The organism is Limosilactobacillus sp., from assembly GCF_022651205.1.
Lineage (GTDB): Bacteria > Bacillota > Bacilli > Lactobacillales > Lactobacillaceae > Limosilactobacillus.
In genome coordinates this window covers 15,983-31,389 of record NZ_JALCQI010000015.1, presented here as the reverse complement: position 1 = coordinate 31,389, position 15,407 = coordinate 15,983, and the positions used below count along the sequence as shown (strand labels likewise).

13 protein-coding genes and 1 riboswitch are annotated in these 15,407 nt (G+C 42.9%); of the genes, 8 read left to right on the top strand and 5 right to left on the bottom strand.

Annotation, left to right across the window (positions count from 1 at the left end; translation table 11 throughout):
• Window positions 1-329 (top strand): hypothetical protein (locus LKJ51_RS04545; RefSeq protein WP_291980140.1); only part of this gene is annotated, 329 nt, incomplete at its 5' end.
• A 173-nt stretch (window positions 330-502) separates the two neighbouring features.
• Here LKJ51_RS04545 and dapF read toward each other — a convergent pair.
• The 3 genes from dapF to LKJ51_RS04530 all read right to left on the bottom strand — a co-directional run bounded on the left by dapF (window position 503) and on the right by LKJ51_RS04530 (window position 4,587).
• Window positions 503-1,492: a diaminopimelate epimerase gene (gene dapF / locus LKJ51_RS04540; protein ID WP_291980139.1), complete on the bottom strand. Its 990-nt coding sequence runs from the start codon at window positions 1,490-1,492 to the stop codon at window positions 503-505.
• Window positions 1,493-1,502: 10 nt separating this feature from the next.
• Window positions 1,503-2,867 carry an aspartate kinase gene (locus LKJ51_RS04535; RefSeq protein WP_291980138.1) on the bottom strand — a complete coding sequence of 455 codons (1,365 nt, stop codon included), beginning with the start codon at window positions 2,865-2,867 and terminating at the stop codon, window positions 1,503-1,505.
• Between the two features lie 412 nt (window positions 2,868-3,279).
• On the bottom strand, window positions 3,280-4,587 hold the full coding sequence (locus LKJ51_RS04530; protein ID WP_434737677.1) for an NCS2 family permease: 1,308 nt from the start codon (window positions 4,585-4,587) through the stop codon (window positions 3,280-3,282).
• A 199-nt stretch (window positions 4,588-4,786) separates the two neighbouring features.
• A riboswitch (Lysine riboswitch) is annotated at window positions 4,787-4,966 on the top strand.
• 92 nt (window positions 4,967-5,058) lie between these two features.
• Here LKJ51_RS04530 and lysA point away from each other — a divergent pair.
• Genes lysA through asd form a run of 7 tightly spaced genes read left to right on the top strand, consistent with a single transcriptional unit; the run spans window position 5,059 to window position 12,309 of the window.
• The gene (gene lysA, locus LKJ51_RS04525) at window positions 5,059-6,369 is read left to right on the top strand and encodes a diaminopimelate decarboxylase (protein WP_291979697.1); all 1,311 of its coding nucleotides are present in this window, start codon (window positions 5,059-5,061) and stop codon (window positions 6,367-6,369) included.
• A 34-nt stretch (window positions 6,370-6,403) separates the two neighbouring features.
• Window positions 6,404-7,114 (top strand): 2,3,4,5-tetrahydropyridine-2,6-dicarboxylate N-acetyltransferase, encoded by a 711-nt coding sequence (gene dapD, locus LKJ51_RS04520; RefSeq protein WP_291979698.1) that lies wholly within the window; start codon window positions 6,404-6,406, stop codon window positions 7,112-7,114.
• Between the two features lie 11 nt (window positions 7,115-7,125).
• Entirely contained in the window at window positions 7,126-8,274 is a 1,149-nt protein-coding gene (locus LKJ51_RS04515; protein WP_291980137.1) for an N-acetyldiaminopimelate deacetylase, read from the top strand.
• Window positions 8,275-8,288: 14 nt separating this feature from the next.
• Window positions 8,289-9,206, top strand: a complete 918-nt coding sequence (gene dapA / locus LKJ51_RS04510) for a 4-hydroxy-tetrahydrodipicolinate synthase (protein WP_291979699.1) — start codon at window positions 8,289-8,291, stop codon at window positions 9,204-9,206.
• Between the two features lie 15 nt (window positions 9,207-9,221).
• Window positions 9,222-10,001 carry a 4-hydroxy-tetrahydrodipicolinate reductase gene (dapB, locus tag LKJ51_RS04505; protein WP_291979700.1) on the top strand — a complete coding sequence of 260 codons (780 nt, stop codon included), beginning with the start codon at window positions 9,222-9,224 and terminating at the stop codon, window positions 9,999-10,001.
• Window positions 10,002-10,012: 11 nt separating this feature from the next.
• On the top strand, window positions 10,013-11,194 hold the full coding sequence (locus LKJ51_RS04500) for an aminotransferase class I/II-fold pyridoxal phosphate-dependent enzyme (RefSeq protein WP_291979701.1): 1,182 nt from the start codon (window positions 10,013-10,015) through the stop codon (window positions 11,192-11,194).
• A 20-nt stretch (window positions 11,195-11,214) separates the two neighbouring features.
• A complete protein-coding gene (gene asd / locus LKJ51_RS04495; RefSeq protein ID WP_291979702.1) occupies window positions 11,215-12,309 on the top strand; it encodes an aspartate-semialdehyde dehydrogenase in 1,095 nt (364 codons plus the stop codon).
• 52 nt (window positions 12,310-12,361) lie between these two features.
• On the opposite strand, the gene LKJ51_RS04490 is transcribed toward asd, so the two are convergent.
• Window positions 12,362-14,893 (bottom strand): M1 family metallopeptidase, encoded by a 2,532-nt coding sequence (locus tag LKJ51_RS04490; RefSeq protein WP_291979703.1) that lies wholly within the window; start codon window positions 14,891-14,893, stop codon window positions 12,362-12,364.
• Window positions 14,894-15,010: 117 nt separating this feature from the next.
• Window positions 15,011-15,400: a ribonuclease HI family protein gene (locus tag LKJ51_RS04485; protein ID WP_291979704.1), complete on the bottom strand. Its 390-nt coding sequence runs from the start codon at window positions 15,398-15,400 to the stop codon at window positions 15,011-15,013.
• Window positions 15,401-15,407: the final 7 nt, after the last annotated feature.

Genomic DNA, 15,407 nt, shown 5'->3' with positions numbered 1-15,407 from the left:
ATCAGCAGGGGTACATACCAGCAGACCAGTCAGAACTAGAGAAGTTCATTCAGGTTTTAATTAACTTTTATAATAACTGCCCTCAATGGAGTAATCGGGGATGGGCACCAGGACAAATGAGTAACCACCCGAGTGTCCAAGCATTATTGACGGGACAAAAATCTTTACCGCAAGAATTAGAAAAGTTTATTAAAAATGCCCTAATTGATCCGCTCGATGTTCTTACGTGGGTTAATGTAAGTGATGATTTTTCAAAAGCAGCTATCGCGAAGATTACTGAGCAGGTTATTCAACTAGATATTCCAACTCTTGATGAAGAGGAGTATTAAGTATCTTAAATAATCAAATATAAATAAAAGAAGGGCACGGCAATAAAACCGTGTCCTTCTTTACTAAGAACTGTAAAAATTACTGGATCCTAGAACTCTTTATAACAACTCTATTATAGAACGGTAAGGGGACTAATGTAAACCCCTGAGCCTAATTTATTTATAAATATTCGCTAAAAGTTAGGCTTATTTAATTGGCTGATAAATTGAAGGTAGGAGTCTTGTTCGCCAGTTTCCTTAATTTCGGTGTTTTCTTCAGTTACCTTTGCATTATGCAATGCTTTTTCGTCAACTGTAATCTGATGCGTAAAGGTAGCATTACCAATTAATTCAATCCAGTAACGGTGATCATCATGATGGAGGATAGTCTTTACCATTCCACCAGGATTAAAGACAGTAATTGGTTGATTAAAGTCAGCTTGATCTGGGTAGATCAATGCAAACGCGAGGGAAGTAGCGGACATCCCCGTCCCACAAGCATTTGTAAAGCCAACGCCCCGTTCAAAGGTCTTAACGAAAATCTGGTTATGACCAAGAATATGAGCAAAGTTAACGTTAACCCCATCCGAAAAGTAGGGATTCTCACCATTAAGCCATTCGCCAAGAGAACCCAACTGCTTAAAGCCATCCTCGTCAACAAATGAAATTAAGTGGGGATTTGGAACAGCGATACCAGAGAAACGAAAACCGGGAAGCAATTCTGGCACGAGGGTGTTTAGTAACCGGTCATGACCGAGGTTATCATACGGTAATGCTTCCTTGTTAAAACGAACGGGAGATATTTCAACAGCAAATGCCGGAACACCATTGGCAAGATCAGGCTGCCGACGGACTTGCAAGCTAGCATTCATCGTATCAACCTTAAAATTATCAATTCCGTCGCGTTCTGCAACATACCGGGCGACGGTTCGTAATCCGTTACCGCACATTGAGGCTTCACTACCATCAGCGTTGATTACCCGCATTTGAGCAGTAGCACCTTCACGAACAGGTTTATTAACGACAAGGACCCCATCAGCGCCACCAAGGATTCCTGTTTTCTTACTGGTGATTTGCTGGGCAAGAGCGATAAGTTCATCATCAGTTAATTCTTGTTCTAATTTTGTTTGGTCCAGGATAAAAAAGCAGTTTTGTGAACCGTGAACTTTTAATAATTCTGTCATTGGAAACCTCCTAATTTGCAAAGAAACGGTGGTAAATGGCACGAACAGCCGCGTCAGCATCTTGATTGTAAGTTCCAATCATAATTGCAATCCGTGATGCCCCCTGGTTAATCATTGGCACAGCAATGTGTTCTTCAGTGAGGGGGTTCAAAATATCATTAATCACGCCAGTACGATTGCGCATCCCTTCACCGACAACCATTGTAATGGCGTAATTATCGATCCATTCTAGTCGATCTGGGTTGATTTCTTCTTGAATTTCATTACAGATGATATCAACCAGTTCGTCATCCAGTTCCTTTTTATCAAAAATAATCGTAATATCATCGATCCCAGAAGGCATGTGTTCATATGAAACGTTATGCCGTGCGAGAATTTGAAGGATTCTGAGGGTGAAGCCGGCTTCCTTGTTAAGGAGATACTTATGAAGATAAAGGGCAGCAAAATGCTTACCACTAACGACACCAGTAATAATATCGGTTGGCTGGAATGAATGATCAGGGACGATCAAGGTTCCTGGCTTTTCTGGATTATTAGTGTTTTTAACGTTAATCGGAACATTACCTTGGATTGCCGGAATCAAGGCTTCGTCATGAAAGACTGAGAAACCAGCGTAGGAAAGTTCTCGCATCTCGCGGTAGGTCATTTTAGCGATTGGTTGGGGATGATCAACAACGTTTGGGTTAGCTGAGTAGATGGCATCAACATCGGTGAAGTTTTCGTACATTGATGCATGAAGTCCCCGAGCAAGGATTGCTCCGGTAATGTCAGAACCACCACGGGAGAAAGTTGCAATATGACCAGCAAGGGTAATCCCGTAAAAGCCCGGGAAGACAATGATTTCTTGTTCACCATAAGTAAAGTTAGCTAACCGTGCATAGGTCTCCGGAATTACAGTTGCATTGTTCGGAGTCCCGGCAACCTTTAAGCCGACCTCTTCAGGAGTTGCTAACCGAGCGGGAAAGCCAAGGTGCTTAAGAACGAGGGACATTAATTCAGCATTCAGTCGTTCTCCGTGGGCCTTAAAGGCGGCTAACAGGTAATTATCATTTGGATACTCTTCATTTGGTAAGCTAGTTAACCGTTCCGCTAGCGGTTGAAGTTGGTCACTAGGCAAATCAAAATAATCAGCGATTGCTTGATACCGCGCCAGAATATCTTTTCGAATTACCATTGCTTCCTGATCCTGACCTGCGATTGTTGTTTGCGCGTACTTGATTAAAAGATCGGTTACCTTAGTATCACCAACATTTCTCTTCCCCGGTGCGGACGTAACAACTACCCGCCGTTCCGGATCACTTGTAATAATTTTAATCGCATGTTCATAGCTCGGTCCATCCGCTAATGAACTTCCACCAAACTTAACTACCTTCATTCTCAATTCTCCTTTTCGCATGAGATTCTCACACAAAGTTTTTAATCGAATTTTAACATTGATTGATAAATATGCAAGAAAAATTTAGAGTGCGAGGTCGAAAAAAGCTCCCGGTTGATAACGATTTCTCCAGGAGAGTGGTGTCTTGCACCACCTCCTGGAGGTCGTTATCTTGAGGGAGTTTCGACCGAGCGCGTTTCGACTCGGTAAAAGTAGAAACTACCCCCAGCCAACTTTACGGAAACAAGAAAGACCAGGTTAGCTTTAACCTAGTCTTTAATGCGGCAACATAGCCATAACGTGCTCACCGTGACCGCAACTTCTGCCTAGCTATCTCGTCCTTGATTGCAGGCCAATCATCGTCCGAGATTTCCTAGTGCTCAGTTGCTAGTTCGTCACGGTTTGCACTTCTCTACTTCAAATTCGTTATCAAGAAGAACACGATAAAGATGGCAAAGAGGATGTACATCATTGGGGAGACATCCTTGTGGTGTTTGGAAGCGATCATGGTGATGGGGTAGGCGATCATACCGAGGGCTAAACCATCAGAAATGGAGTAGGTAAGTGGCATGCCGACAACAACAAGGAATGCGGGGAGGGCAACTTCGAAGCGATCCCAGTTGATGTATTTCAAGTTGTTGGCCATTAGTACACCAACGATAATTAGGGCTGGTGCCGTAACGGTTGTTGGAATAACTGCCAGTAGTGGGCTAAAGATCATGGAAATGAGGAACAGGATCCCAACAAAAACTGCGGTTAAACCAGTTCGGCCACCCATGGCGATTCCGGCGCTTGATTCAACGGAAGTTCCCAGAGGAGCGGTACCGCAGATTGCCCCTTCAACCATTGCCAGGGAGTCGGACAAGAAGGCTTTACCGATTCGTGGAATTTTGCCGTTTTTATCAACCATTCCGGCCTGTTGGGTCATTCCAATTAAGGTTCCAGCGGTATCAAAGAAGGTCACTAAAAGGAAGGTCAAGACGACCATAAATAGTTGTGGAGTGTTAATGTCTTTGAGATGGAAAAGAGCATGACCAAATGTTGGTGCCATGCTTGGTGCAGTTGAAATGATTCCGTGAGGCAATGGAATTTGACCAATGATCATTCCAAAAATGGCGGTGATAATCATTCCAATAAAGATTGAACCAGGAACCCGAGCCGCCATTAAGATCACCGTTAGGATTAAACCAAAGAGGGTTAGCCAAACATCGGGATTACCGAATGAGCCGAGACCGACAAGGGATGATGAGTTATTAACAATCAGTTTCCCGTTTTGGAGACCAATAAAGGCAATGAATAATCCAATTCCCGCAGAGATGGCATACTTTAGATCCTGCGGGATTGCATCGACAACTTTTTCCCGCAACTTCAAGATTGTAATTAAAATAAACAGGAATGAAGCAACTAGGACACTTGCCAAGGCTGTCTGCCAATTAATGTGCATTCCAATGACAACATTGTAGGCAAAAAATGCGGCACTTCCGAGAGTTGGGGCAAGAGCAATCGGGTAGTTAGCGATTAGTCCCATGAGGAAACAACCAATTGCGGTTGCAACCGCAGTAACTGTGAAGGCAGCTCCTTTATTAATTCCGGCTGCGTGTAAAATATTCGGGTTAACAAATAGAATGTATGACAAGCTCACGAACGTTGTCAGGGCCGCAATTAATTCGCCCTTAATAGTTGTGTGAGCGTCACTTAAATGAAAGATCCGATCTAACACTATCAATTCTCCTCTTCTTAATGTAAATTTAAAAACTTATTCCTACTAGAATAGCACAGAAACTCGTCTCCTGATTGACTTTCTTTCTAATTGACTAAATATAAGCCAAATATTCATTAAATCAGAAATTAGGGTTAGATTAATATGAGAAAATTTAATAATTTCGTTGACATTCTAATCGAAGAATCATATTATATTTATAAATCGAAGAGGCGCGACCAACACTAGTAAGTAATCTTAGCCTGCCGAGCAATGAGGATTACCGAACAGGGCGGCCGCCGAAGTACTTAATCTGGCATGGTTAAGGCACTGGGGCGTGACTGAAGAAGCCACGGACTGTCGTGGGACAATATCAGCCCACGTTGCGCTATCGACAAAAACGGGTAAAATACATCCACTGTTTGTCTTTGCGCAGGCAGTGGATTTTTTTATCAATTTGATTTTCCCCGAATGAGTAATGGAGGAATTATTATGAACCAACAAATTACTGCTCAACAGTTAAACGCTGCTGGTCACCTGACGATCGGTGGTTGTGATTCAATTGAGCTTGCTCATGAATTTGGTACACCATTGGTAGTATATGACGTTTCTCAGATTCGTCGCCAAATTCGTAGTTTCCGCAAGGTCTTTGAAGAAAACAATGTTGACTATGCAGTTAGTTATGCTAGCAAGGCCTTTGCCGCAATTGCAATGTACCAGGTAGCTGCTGTTGAAGATGCTCACGTCGATGTTGTATCTGCCGGCGAACTTTACACAGCGATTAAGGCGAATTTCCCAATGGATCGTGTTAGTTTTCATGGCAATAACAAGTCTCGTGAAGAATTAGAAATGGCTGTTGACCACCATGTTGGTACGATCATGCTCGATAATTTCCATGAGATTGACTTATTGGCCGATGTCCTTGAAGTTAAGGACGCAACGATTGATGTGATGTTAAGAATCACGCCAGGAATTTCGGCGCATACTAATAAGTATATTCAAACTGGACAAGTTGATAGTAAGTTTGGTTTTGACTTGCAATCCGGTCAGGCTGATGAGGCATTGCAGAAAGTCTTAGCTAACCCCCGTATGAAGATGCGTGGCCTCCATGCTCATATCGGTTCTCAAATTTTTGAATTAGCTGGTTTCGAGGGTGTAGCAAAGAAATTGGTTGAAGTCGCTGCTCATTGGCGCGATCAATTCAATTATGAAGCAGAAGTAATCAATGTTGGTGGAGGTTTTGGTATTCGCTACGTTTCTGCTGACCATCCCCTCCAGCCCGAAGAATTTGTCGATGCTATTATTAAAGCAATCAAGAAAGAAACCAGTGCTAAAGGACTTTCAATGCCAGCAATTTGGATTGAACCGGGTCGTTCGATCGTTGGTCCTGCCGGTTATAACCTTTATACGGTTGGTTCACGAAAAGATGTCCCAGGATTAAAACCTTACGTCACCGTTGATGGTGGAATGGGGGACAATATTCGTCCAGCACTTTATCAAGCAGAGTACGAAACCGTCCTTGCCAGTGATCCGCAAGCACCAATCAAAGAACATGTTCGGCTTGCCGGAAAATATTGTGAATCAGGTGATATCTTGGCTCAGGATCAGGGACTACCTGAAACTAAGCCAGGTGATGTCTTAGCAATGCTGGACACCGGGGCTTATGGCTATTCAATGGCTTCCAATTATAATCGAAACCCTCGTCCTGCAGTTGTTTTTGCTGAGAATGGTAAGGCACAGGTGGTAGTTGAACGAGAATCATTAGAAGATTTGGTTCATTTAGATCGCTCATACAAACAATAAAAACTATTTATATAGGTAGAAAGAGGTAAAAAAGATGGCTGAATTAGATGCACAAGCAATTATTAACTACATTGGTAACGCACCGAAAAAGACCCCCGTTAAGGTTTACTTAAAAGGAGATCTGAGTAAGCTTGAATTTCCGGAAGGCGTGCAATCCTTTGTTGATGAACATACTGGGGTAATCTTTGGTGATTGGAAGGTTGTTGAACCATTTCTGAAGAGTAACCAAGCAGTAATTGAAGACTACCATATCGAAAATGACTGTCGTAATTCCGCTGTTCCATTGCTTGATCTTAAGGGAATTAATGCTCGAATTGAACCTGGAGCAATTATTCGTGATAAGGTTCTGATTGGAAATAACGCCGTTGTCATGATGGGAGCAACAATTAACATTGGAGCCGAAATTGGTGATGATTCAATGATCGACATGGGAGCAATCCTTGGTGGTCGTGCTATCGTTGGTAAGCATTGTCATATTGGTGCTGGAACTGTTCTTGCTGGGGTTGTTGAACCTGCCTCTGCTCAACCAGTTCGAATTGATGATAACGTCTTAATTGGAGCAAATGCAGTAGTGATCGAAGGTGTCCACGTCGGTGAAGGGGCTGTAGTTGCTGCGGGAGCAATTGTGACCCATGATGTTGAACCACATACCATGGTTGCTGGTGTTCCTGCTAAGGTAATTAAGAAGGTCGACGCACAAACCGAAAGCAAGACGGGACTTGAAGACAACTTACGGAAACTATAGGAGCTGGTTAAATGTTAAGTGAGAGTGATTTAATTCAAATTCGCCGTCATCTTCACCAGATTCCAGAGTTGGCACTTCAGGAACATAAAACTCACCACTTCCTTCTGGAAATGGTCGAAGAAATGAAGCAGGACTTTTTAGAGGTTCGCAATCCAGAAGAGCTGCCGACTTCGATGATGGTTCTGGTTCATGGATCGGCTCCTCAACGAACGATTGGCTACCGAACTGACATTGACGCCTTACCGGTTGAGGAACAAACTGGGTTGCCGTATGCATCGCAGCATCCAGGTGTTATGCACGCTTGTGGTCATGATATTCACATGACAGTGGCGTTAGGTGTCTTATCATACTTCAGTGAACACCAACCAAAAGATAACCTGTTATTCTTCTTCCAACCAGCCGAAGAGAGCGAAAGTGGCGGTAAACGATCATATGAATTAGGGTTGTTTACGGGAAAGTGGCGCCCAGATGAATTTTATGGTCTCCATGATAATCCTGATCTACCAGCAGGAGCTATTGGTTGTCGAATGGGGACCCTTTTCGCTGGGACAACTGAAGTTAATATTGATTTGAACGGTAAGGGTGGTCACGCTGCCTACCCACAAGACGCCAATGATACGGTTGTCGCGGCTGCAATGTTGATTAGTCAGATTCAAACGGTAATTTCGCGAAGTATCGATCCAATTCAAAGCGGAGTGATCACTTTGGGAAAGATCGATGCGGGAACAATCAGAAACGTGATTGCTGGCCATACTCGAATCGAGGGAACAATTCGGGGACTAACCCAGAAGATGATTGAAACAATTGACCAACGCCTGAAGGACATTTGTGAGGGAATCGGGCGAAGTTATAACATGGATGTTCAATTGCAATTAAACCAGGGTGGCTATTGGCCAGTTGAAAACAATCCAGAACTAACTAAACGCTTTATTTCATATATGAAATCAGCACCGAATGTTAACTTTATTGAGACCCAACCAGCAATGACTGGTGAAGATTTTGGCTTCCTGTTAGCGAAGTTCCCGGGAACAATGTTTTGGTTAGGAGTCGATGATGACTCTCAATTACACTCGGCTACGTTAACGCCTAAGGAAGAAGCAATTCAGCGTGGTGTTAATGCAATTACCGGTTTTCTAGAATACCGAATGACAAAGGAATAATGGAGGAAGAGAACATGACAAACTTAGCAAATGCAGATTTATTAACAGCGATTGTAACGCCTTTTACAGATGATAATAAGATTAACTTTGATGCGTTAGAAAAATTGACTAATTCATTAATTGATCGGGGCTGCAACGGTTTCGTTATTGGTGGAACGACCGGTGAAACACCAGAATTAAGCCATGATGAGAAGATTGCTCTCTACACTCATTTTGGTGAAATTGTTGATGGTCGAGTACCCGTAATTGCCGGAACCGGGAGTAACAACACTCAGGAAACAATTGAGCTAACTAATGAAGTCGGCCAAATTAATGGAATTGACTACGCATTAGTTGTGGTACCGCCATACAACAAGCCAAATCAACGGGGGATGCTGGCTCACTTCAAGACAGTTGCGGACAATGTGAATATTCCAATTATTATTTACAATATTCCTGGCCGGACCGGTTCTAAGATGGCACCAGAAACTGTTGTTGAATTATCTCAACACCCAAACATTGCTGGTATTAAGCAATGTGCACCATTGGAAGACATGGAATACATTATTGAACACAAGGCTGACGACTTCCTTGTCTTTACTGGTGAGGATGCTCAAGCATTAACTTCACGTGTTCTTGGTGCCGATGGTGTTGTTTCCGTGGCTTCACACCTGTACGTTAAGGAAATGCGCCAAATGTTTGATGGCCTTTATCGTGGTGATTACAAGCTCGCTGGTAAACTTCAACGGTGGTTAACTCCCCGGATGGCTGCTTGCTTCATGTTCCCATCCCCATCTCCAGTCAAGGCTGTCTTAAATGCTCAAGGCTTTGATGCCGGTGATTGTCGTTTGCCTATCTTATCACTAAATAAGGAAGAACAAACTCAACTTGAGCAAGCCTTAGACCTACCAGCTGATTCCTTAGAAAATAAGACGCTTCCTTTGGACTTATAAAATGGAGGGTTAATAATGGCAAATGTTTTAATTGCTGGAGCTGCCGGTGCAATGGGGCAAAAAGCAGTTTCCTTGGTTAACTCAATGACTGATATGAAGCTAACGGCTGTATTAGGCCCCAGTATATCAGCAAGTGACTGTTCACAGTACCACTTAGGTGATGATGTTAAGGTATTCAATTCATTGGATGAGGTTGATGCTGGAATCGCTGATATTTGGTTAGACTTTACCGTTCCGACAGCGGTTTATGAGAACGTTAAGTTTGCTTTAGAGCACGATTTCATGCCGGTTGTGGGGACGACTGGATTGACTGATGCACAAGAACAAGAATTGATCAAACTTAGTCAAGAAAAGCATATTGGTGGTTTAATCGCACCTAATTTTGGTATGTCAGCAGTCCTCTTAATGAAGTTCGCTCAGGAAGCAGCCAAGTACTTCCCGGATGTTGAAGTGATCGAAATGCACCACGCGGACAAGAAGGATGCCCCATCAGGTACCGCTCTTAGTACCGCTAAGTTAATTGATCAAGTGCGCAAACCACATGAAAGTAATCCTGATGAAACTGAGTCGCTAAGCGGTGTTCGTGGCGGTGACTATCATGGAATCAAGATTCATTCTGTACGTCTGCCAGGTTATATTGCTCATGAACAAGTTCTCTTTGGTGGTGCCGGAGAAGCCCTAACGATTCGCCAAGATTCATTCGATCGTCAATCCTTTATGAGTGGTGTCAAGGTCGCCTTAGAAAAGGTTAGTGGCCTGAATCAACTAGTCGTTGGACTTGAAAAGATCCTTTAAGGAGGAAACATATGCCAAAATTAGACCAACATCTTAGAAGTGTCGTTAACCAGCGAGTTGATGCTTTGCCACCCGCTCAAATTCGGGCGTTCGATGATGAAATTTCAGCAATTCCAGGAATTGTTAAGTTAACTCTTGGTGAACCGGATTTCGATGTTCCCGAGCATGTTAAGCAAGCAGCAATTGAGAGCATTAAGAATAATGATTCTCATTATTCAGCTAGCCGCGGGACATTACCATTACGGAAGGCGATCAGTAATTATTTAGCCGAAACGCGGAAGGTTAAGTATGATCCGGAAGCAGAAATTATTGTGACCGTTGGGGCAACCGAAGCAATTACGGCGACGACATTTGCGTTACTTAATCCGGGTGATAAGGTGATTATCCCAACACCAATTTTCTCCCTTTACTTTCCAAGCGTTTCATTAACCGGGGCAACTCCCGTTAAGGTGGATACCTCTAATGATGGATTCTTGTTAACGGCTGATCGTCTTGGAAAAGTGCTGGAACGGGAAGATAACGTTAAGGCAATTATTCTTAATTATCCGAATAACCCGACAGGTCGTTCATATTCACATGACGAATTAGCAGCATTGGCAAAGGTCATTAAAGAACATCACTTGTTAGCGATCGTCGATGAAATTTATAGTGAATTGATTTATGATCAACCATTTACGTCGTTGGCAACGTTTCTTCCTGAACAAACAGTTGTGATTAGTGGTTTATCTAAGTCTCATGCGATGACGGGGTGGCGGTTAGGCTATGTTGCTGCTCCACAGGATGTAACTGACCAAATTTCGAAGATGCATTCATTTATGGTAACGGCGCCAAACGATACTGCACAAGCGGCTGCGTTGGAAGCTCTAACAAACGGCCAAGAAGATCCGCTTGAATTTAAGAAACACTACCAAAAGAGACGGGATCGCTTAGCAAGTGCCATGAAGGCGATGGGCTTTGAAATTGCTGTTCCTGATGGTGCCTTCTATATTTTTGCAAAGATTCCTGATGTTTTTGGTAATGATGATTTTGGCTTTGCCCGTCAGTTAGCTCATCAGGCAAAGGTTGGCGTAATCCCTGGTCAAGCATTTGGACCGGGTGGTGAAGGTCATATCCGTCTTTCTTACGCTGCATCGGATGATGAGATCGAAGAAGTAATCAAGCGGTTGAAGACGTTTATGAAATCACTGAACTAAACGAGAAAGAAGACGTTAATATGCAAGAAAAGTTAAAGGTAGGAATTATTGGTGCCACCGGAATGGTTGGTCAACGTTATGTAACATTACTTGCTAACCACCCATGGTTTGAAGTAACAGTTGTCGCTGCTAGTAAGCACAGTGCCGGTCAGAAGTACGGTGAATCCGTTAAGAATCGGTGGAAGATGGGTGATACACCTGTTCCGGAATCGGTTAAGAATTTGACTATTCTTGATGCGGAAGATGTTGACCAAGTAGCTTCACAAGTGGACTTTGTCTTTTCAGCAATCAACCTCGATAAGGCTGATACCAGAAAGTTGGAAGATGAATATGCTAAGCATGAAACTCCGGTTGTTTCAAATAACAGTGCTCACCGCTGGACTCCCGATGTTCCAATGGTCGTTCCGGAAATTAACCCCGATCATATTGAGATTATTCAAGCGCAAAGGGAACGATTAGGAACTAAGCGAGGATTTGTTGCGGTCAAGCCAAACTGTTCAATTCAGAGTTACACTCCAGCAATTGCCGCTTGGCAGAAATTTGAACCAACTCAGGTACTGGCTTGTACTTACCAAGCAATTTCAGGCGCTGGTAAGACCCTTGAAACTGCTCCAGAAATCCAAAACAATGTTATTCCATATATCCCCGGTGAAGAGGAAAAGTCTGAAGATGAACCGTTAAAGATTTTTGGCCATATTGATCCAGAAAAGAAGGAAATCGTTAAGGCTCAATCCCCGGTGATCACCAGTCAATGTCTACGGGTTCCGGTATTATATGGACATACCGTAGCAACATTCGTTAACTTCAAACAAAATCCAAGCAAGGAAGAATTAATTAAGGCCTTGGAAGATTATCGTGGCTTAGCACAAGAATTAGAATTGCCAAGTGCACCAAAGCAATTTATTCAATATTTGACCGATGATTTCCGTCCGCAAGTGCGTTATGACGTTAACTTCGAACATGGTATGGGAATTTCGATTGGTCGGTTACGTCCAGATAAGATTTTCGACTGGAAGTTTGTTGGCTTGTCCCATAACACCGCTCGAGGTGCTGCTGGTGGCGCGATTGAATTAGCCGAATTGTTGACGGCTAAGGGGTATATTGAGGCAAAGTAAAATAAAAAAGTTCCGCGATTTCACAAGAGTTTGCGGAACTTTTTTCGTCTTATTACTTATTTTCTTGAAGTGCCTTGATCACAGCATCCTTTTCAGCTTGGATGAGGTTAACCTTTCCTTCGATAACTTTAATATCCATCTTAATTTCACGAGTTAATCCTGGTGTGTTGATCTTTGGTTCAAAGAATCGTTTGAATTCTGTTAGACGGGCCGGAGTATGGAAGATGTTTGCCGTAACGGTAATGTAGGTTGCAAATTCCATATCACCACCAACCGTCTTTTCAAGCCAATCCCAATCATTTTGGATCCAGTCCCAGGCAGCTTGTTGGCCAGCGTTGTTTGCGAGAACGTTCCGGTACCAACCACGAAGATCCTGTGGCTTGATTGTATCTGCATTTTCAAATTCACCAATTAGTTTCGTAATTAGTGAACTATCAGGGGTACTAGTAATGGCACCGTTGAGGTCACTCTTGTAACTGGCATCGGTTGTTTCACGATAATCTTCAAGTAACTCTTCAAAAAGCTCTTTGCTTCCGTAATGTTTAACCTCATTTCGGATAACAAGTGGCCGAATGTCGGCAGGAAGGGTAGCTAAGTCAGCACGGTTTTTACTAAAGATCTCATGGGCGGCGTTGATCGCATCTTGATTTTCCGCGTAAAGGGCAGCGCTTAAAACGATTGGTCGAGTTAGTTGATCATCATTTGATTCATCAGGTTGTGGTTGCCAACCGAGACGACTAACCTGTTGAGTACTTAATTGATTAACAAACTTCTTTAATGCTTTCTCTTCGTCACTAATTGGTGTAACAAATTGCTTCAGCTTATTTACAATTGCGTAAAGTGCGGTGTTCACAATCTCAGAGTGACTGTCAGCAAATCTTGGCAGTAGTGGAATAATTTCGGCATATGAGAGTTGTTGACCGTCTGCTAAAAGGCGGAAGTCCTGAAGAAGTTGTCGTTGGTCAATAGCGTTAAGATCAGTTAAGTGTTCAAGAATATCCTTCATCAAGGTTTGATCGTACTTGACGATAAAGTGAGAATTATTACCAACGTTCAACCTAAATGGCTTGCCATTCTGCTGACGTAATTCCTGGTAGTCGCCCATGGTTAACGTCTTTTCCTTCATAATTTGTGGTGCTGCATCATAGTTAGCATTTAACGGAATTTGCCATAAACGACCGGCATCTTTTCCTTCACCAATGAAGAATTGTTGCTGACTTAATTGAAGCTTCCCGTTGACAATCTTTGCTTCGACAACTGGGTAGCCAGGCTGTTCAAGCCATGATTGCATGATGGCACCAATATCAAGGTGTGAGGATTTACCAAGAGCATCCCAGAGATCCGCACCAGTTGCATTATGGTATTTGTGGGCTTCAAAGTAGTCCTTCAATCCCTTTCGTAATGCATCATCGCCGATCAATGCCCGAACCATTACCAGCATCCGGGCTCCCTTAGCATACACGATTGCCCCATCAAAGAGGGCATCAATCTCCGCTGGGTTGTTAACTTGAACGTGAACTGATTGAACGCCGTCAGTTGCGTCACGTTGGAGAGCCATTGGTGCTTCCGAAGTTTGGAAGAGTTCCCAAATCTTCCATTCTGGGTGAATAGCATCAACCGCAACGTATTCCATCATGTTAGCAAAACTTTCGTTGAGCCACAGGTCATCCCACCACTTCATTGTTACAAGATCGCCAAACCACTGGTGAGCAAGTTCGTGAGTAATAACGGTTGCTACCAAGCGCTTCATATCTAACGAAGTATTATCAGGATCAAGAAGAAGGTATGCTTCCCGGTAAGTTACCAGTCCCCAGTTTTCCATTGCTCCAGCTGAGAAATCAGGAAGGGCTAGTTGCCATGAATGAGGAAGTGGATATGGTGTTTGGTAGAAGTCTTCGTAAAATTCGATAGCTTTTTTGGCAATTTCCAAAGCAAAGTCTAGTTCCTTTGGCTTATGGGCTTTTGTGGCAAAGACACCAACTTCGACGCCACCAGTCGTTGTAGTTTTCTTGGATTGAAGTTCACCAAATGCAAAGGCAACGAGGTAAGTGGACATTCGGACTGTCTGTTGGAAATAGTGAACACCAGCTGAAATGTGATCTTCCGGCATATTAGCAATGATAGTTTCTCCCGGGTGTTCATCAAACTTAATGGCTAAGCTAAATGTTGCCTTAGCCTCTGGTTCGTCAACACAAGGGAATGCCTGACGAGCAAAGGTGGTTTCAAATTGGGTTCCGATTATTTGTTTCTTTACCCCGTTAACTTTATAGTATGAAGGGTAGATCCCCATCATCGTATCAGTTAGGGGAGCAGTGTAATTAACGGTTAACGTAACTTCTCCGGTTTCTGGAACGGTGATATTAACTGCTTCAGCGTTATCATCAACTGAGAAAGGAACATCCTCTCCAGCAACCTGCACTGATGAAATTTTGAGGAACTTCTGATTAATACTAATTTGCCGTTCATTAGCGTTCCCCGTAATGGAGGTGTTACCAGTAATGGTTTTCTTTTCCCGATTAACATCAATAAAGACGTCATAATGAAATGGTTGAAACTTTTCGTAAAGACGCTTGATAGTTGACATAAATTCACCAATCCTTTATTTAATTTATTCTAGTATATCTTTAAATTATACCGTAAGTTAGCCTTCAGCTGAATGAAACAGCATTTTAACTTAAAATTTGCTATAATAATGGGCGATTCATTCAAGCTTTTGCAGCGCCTGGTTAGCCAGATTATGGGCACCGCGATTTTCTCGTTCGCTAACCCATTGTGTAACAACCGTGGTGAACTGACTTAGCAATTGGCTTAATTGCTCTAACTGCTTTTGGTAATGTTTAGTATAATTTTTCCCGATAGCATCGCTTAGGAGGCGACTATCGGTATAGAATAGAACTGTTTCATTATGATCGTAGTGATCAGCTAAATATTGGAATCCGGCAATTGCCGCTGCAAATTCGCCTTCATGGTTAGTGGCAGTCTTAAGAGTTTGTGATAACTGTTGTTGCTGATGTTGATCAATGATGAGGATTCCAAGGCCTGTTGGTCCCGGATTACCTTTTGTCGCTGCATCTGTGTAAATTTTAAGCATGAAATTA

Coding starts and splice junctions, on each gene's coding strand:
- LKJ51_RS04535 (WP_291980138.1), bottom strand. CDS start 2,867: ATGAAGGTAGTTAAGTTTGGTGGAAGTTCATTAGCGGATGGACCGAGC.
- lysA (WP_291979697.1), top strand. CDS start 5,059: ATGAACCAACAAATTACTGCTCAACAGTTAAACGCTGCTGGTCACCTG.
- LKJ51_RS04500 (WP_291979701.1), top strand. CDS start 10,013: ATGCCAAAATTAGACCAACATCTTAGAAGTGTCGTTAACCAGCGAGTT.
- dapA (WP_291979699.1), top strand. CDS start 8,289: ATGACAAACTTAGCAAATGCAGATTTATTAACAGCGATTGTAACGCCT.
- dapB (WP_291979700.1), top strand. CDS start 9,222: ATGGCAAATGTTTTAATTGCTGGAGCTGCCGGTGCAATGGGGCAAAAA.
- dapD (WP_291979698.1), top strand. CDS start 6,404: ATGGCTGAATTAGATGCACAAGCAATTATTAACTACATTGGTAACGCA.
- dapF (WP_291980139.1), bottom strand. CDS start 1,492: ATGACAGAATTATTAAAAGTTCACGGTTCACAAAACTGCTTTTTTATC.
- LKJ51_RS04490 (WP_291979703.1), bottom strand. CDS start 14,893: ATGTCAACTATCAAGCGTCTTTACGAAAAGTTTCAACCATTTCATTAT.
- asd (WP_291979702.1), top strand. CDS start 11,215: ATGCAAGAAAAGTTAAAGGTAGGAATTATTGGTGCCACCGGAATGGTT.
- LKJ51_RS04485 (WP_291979704.1), bottom strand. CDS start 15,400: ATGCTTAAAATTTACACAGATGCAGCGACAAAAGGTAATCCGGGACCA.
- LKJ51_RS04515 (WP_291980137.1), top strand. CDS start 7,126: ATGTTAAGTGAGAGTGATTTAATTCAAATTCGCCGTCATCTTCACCAG.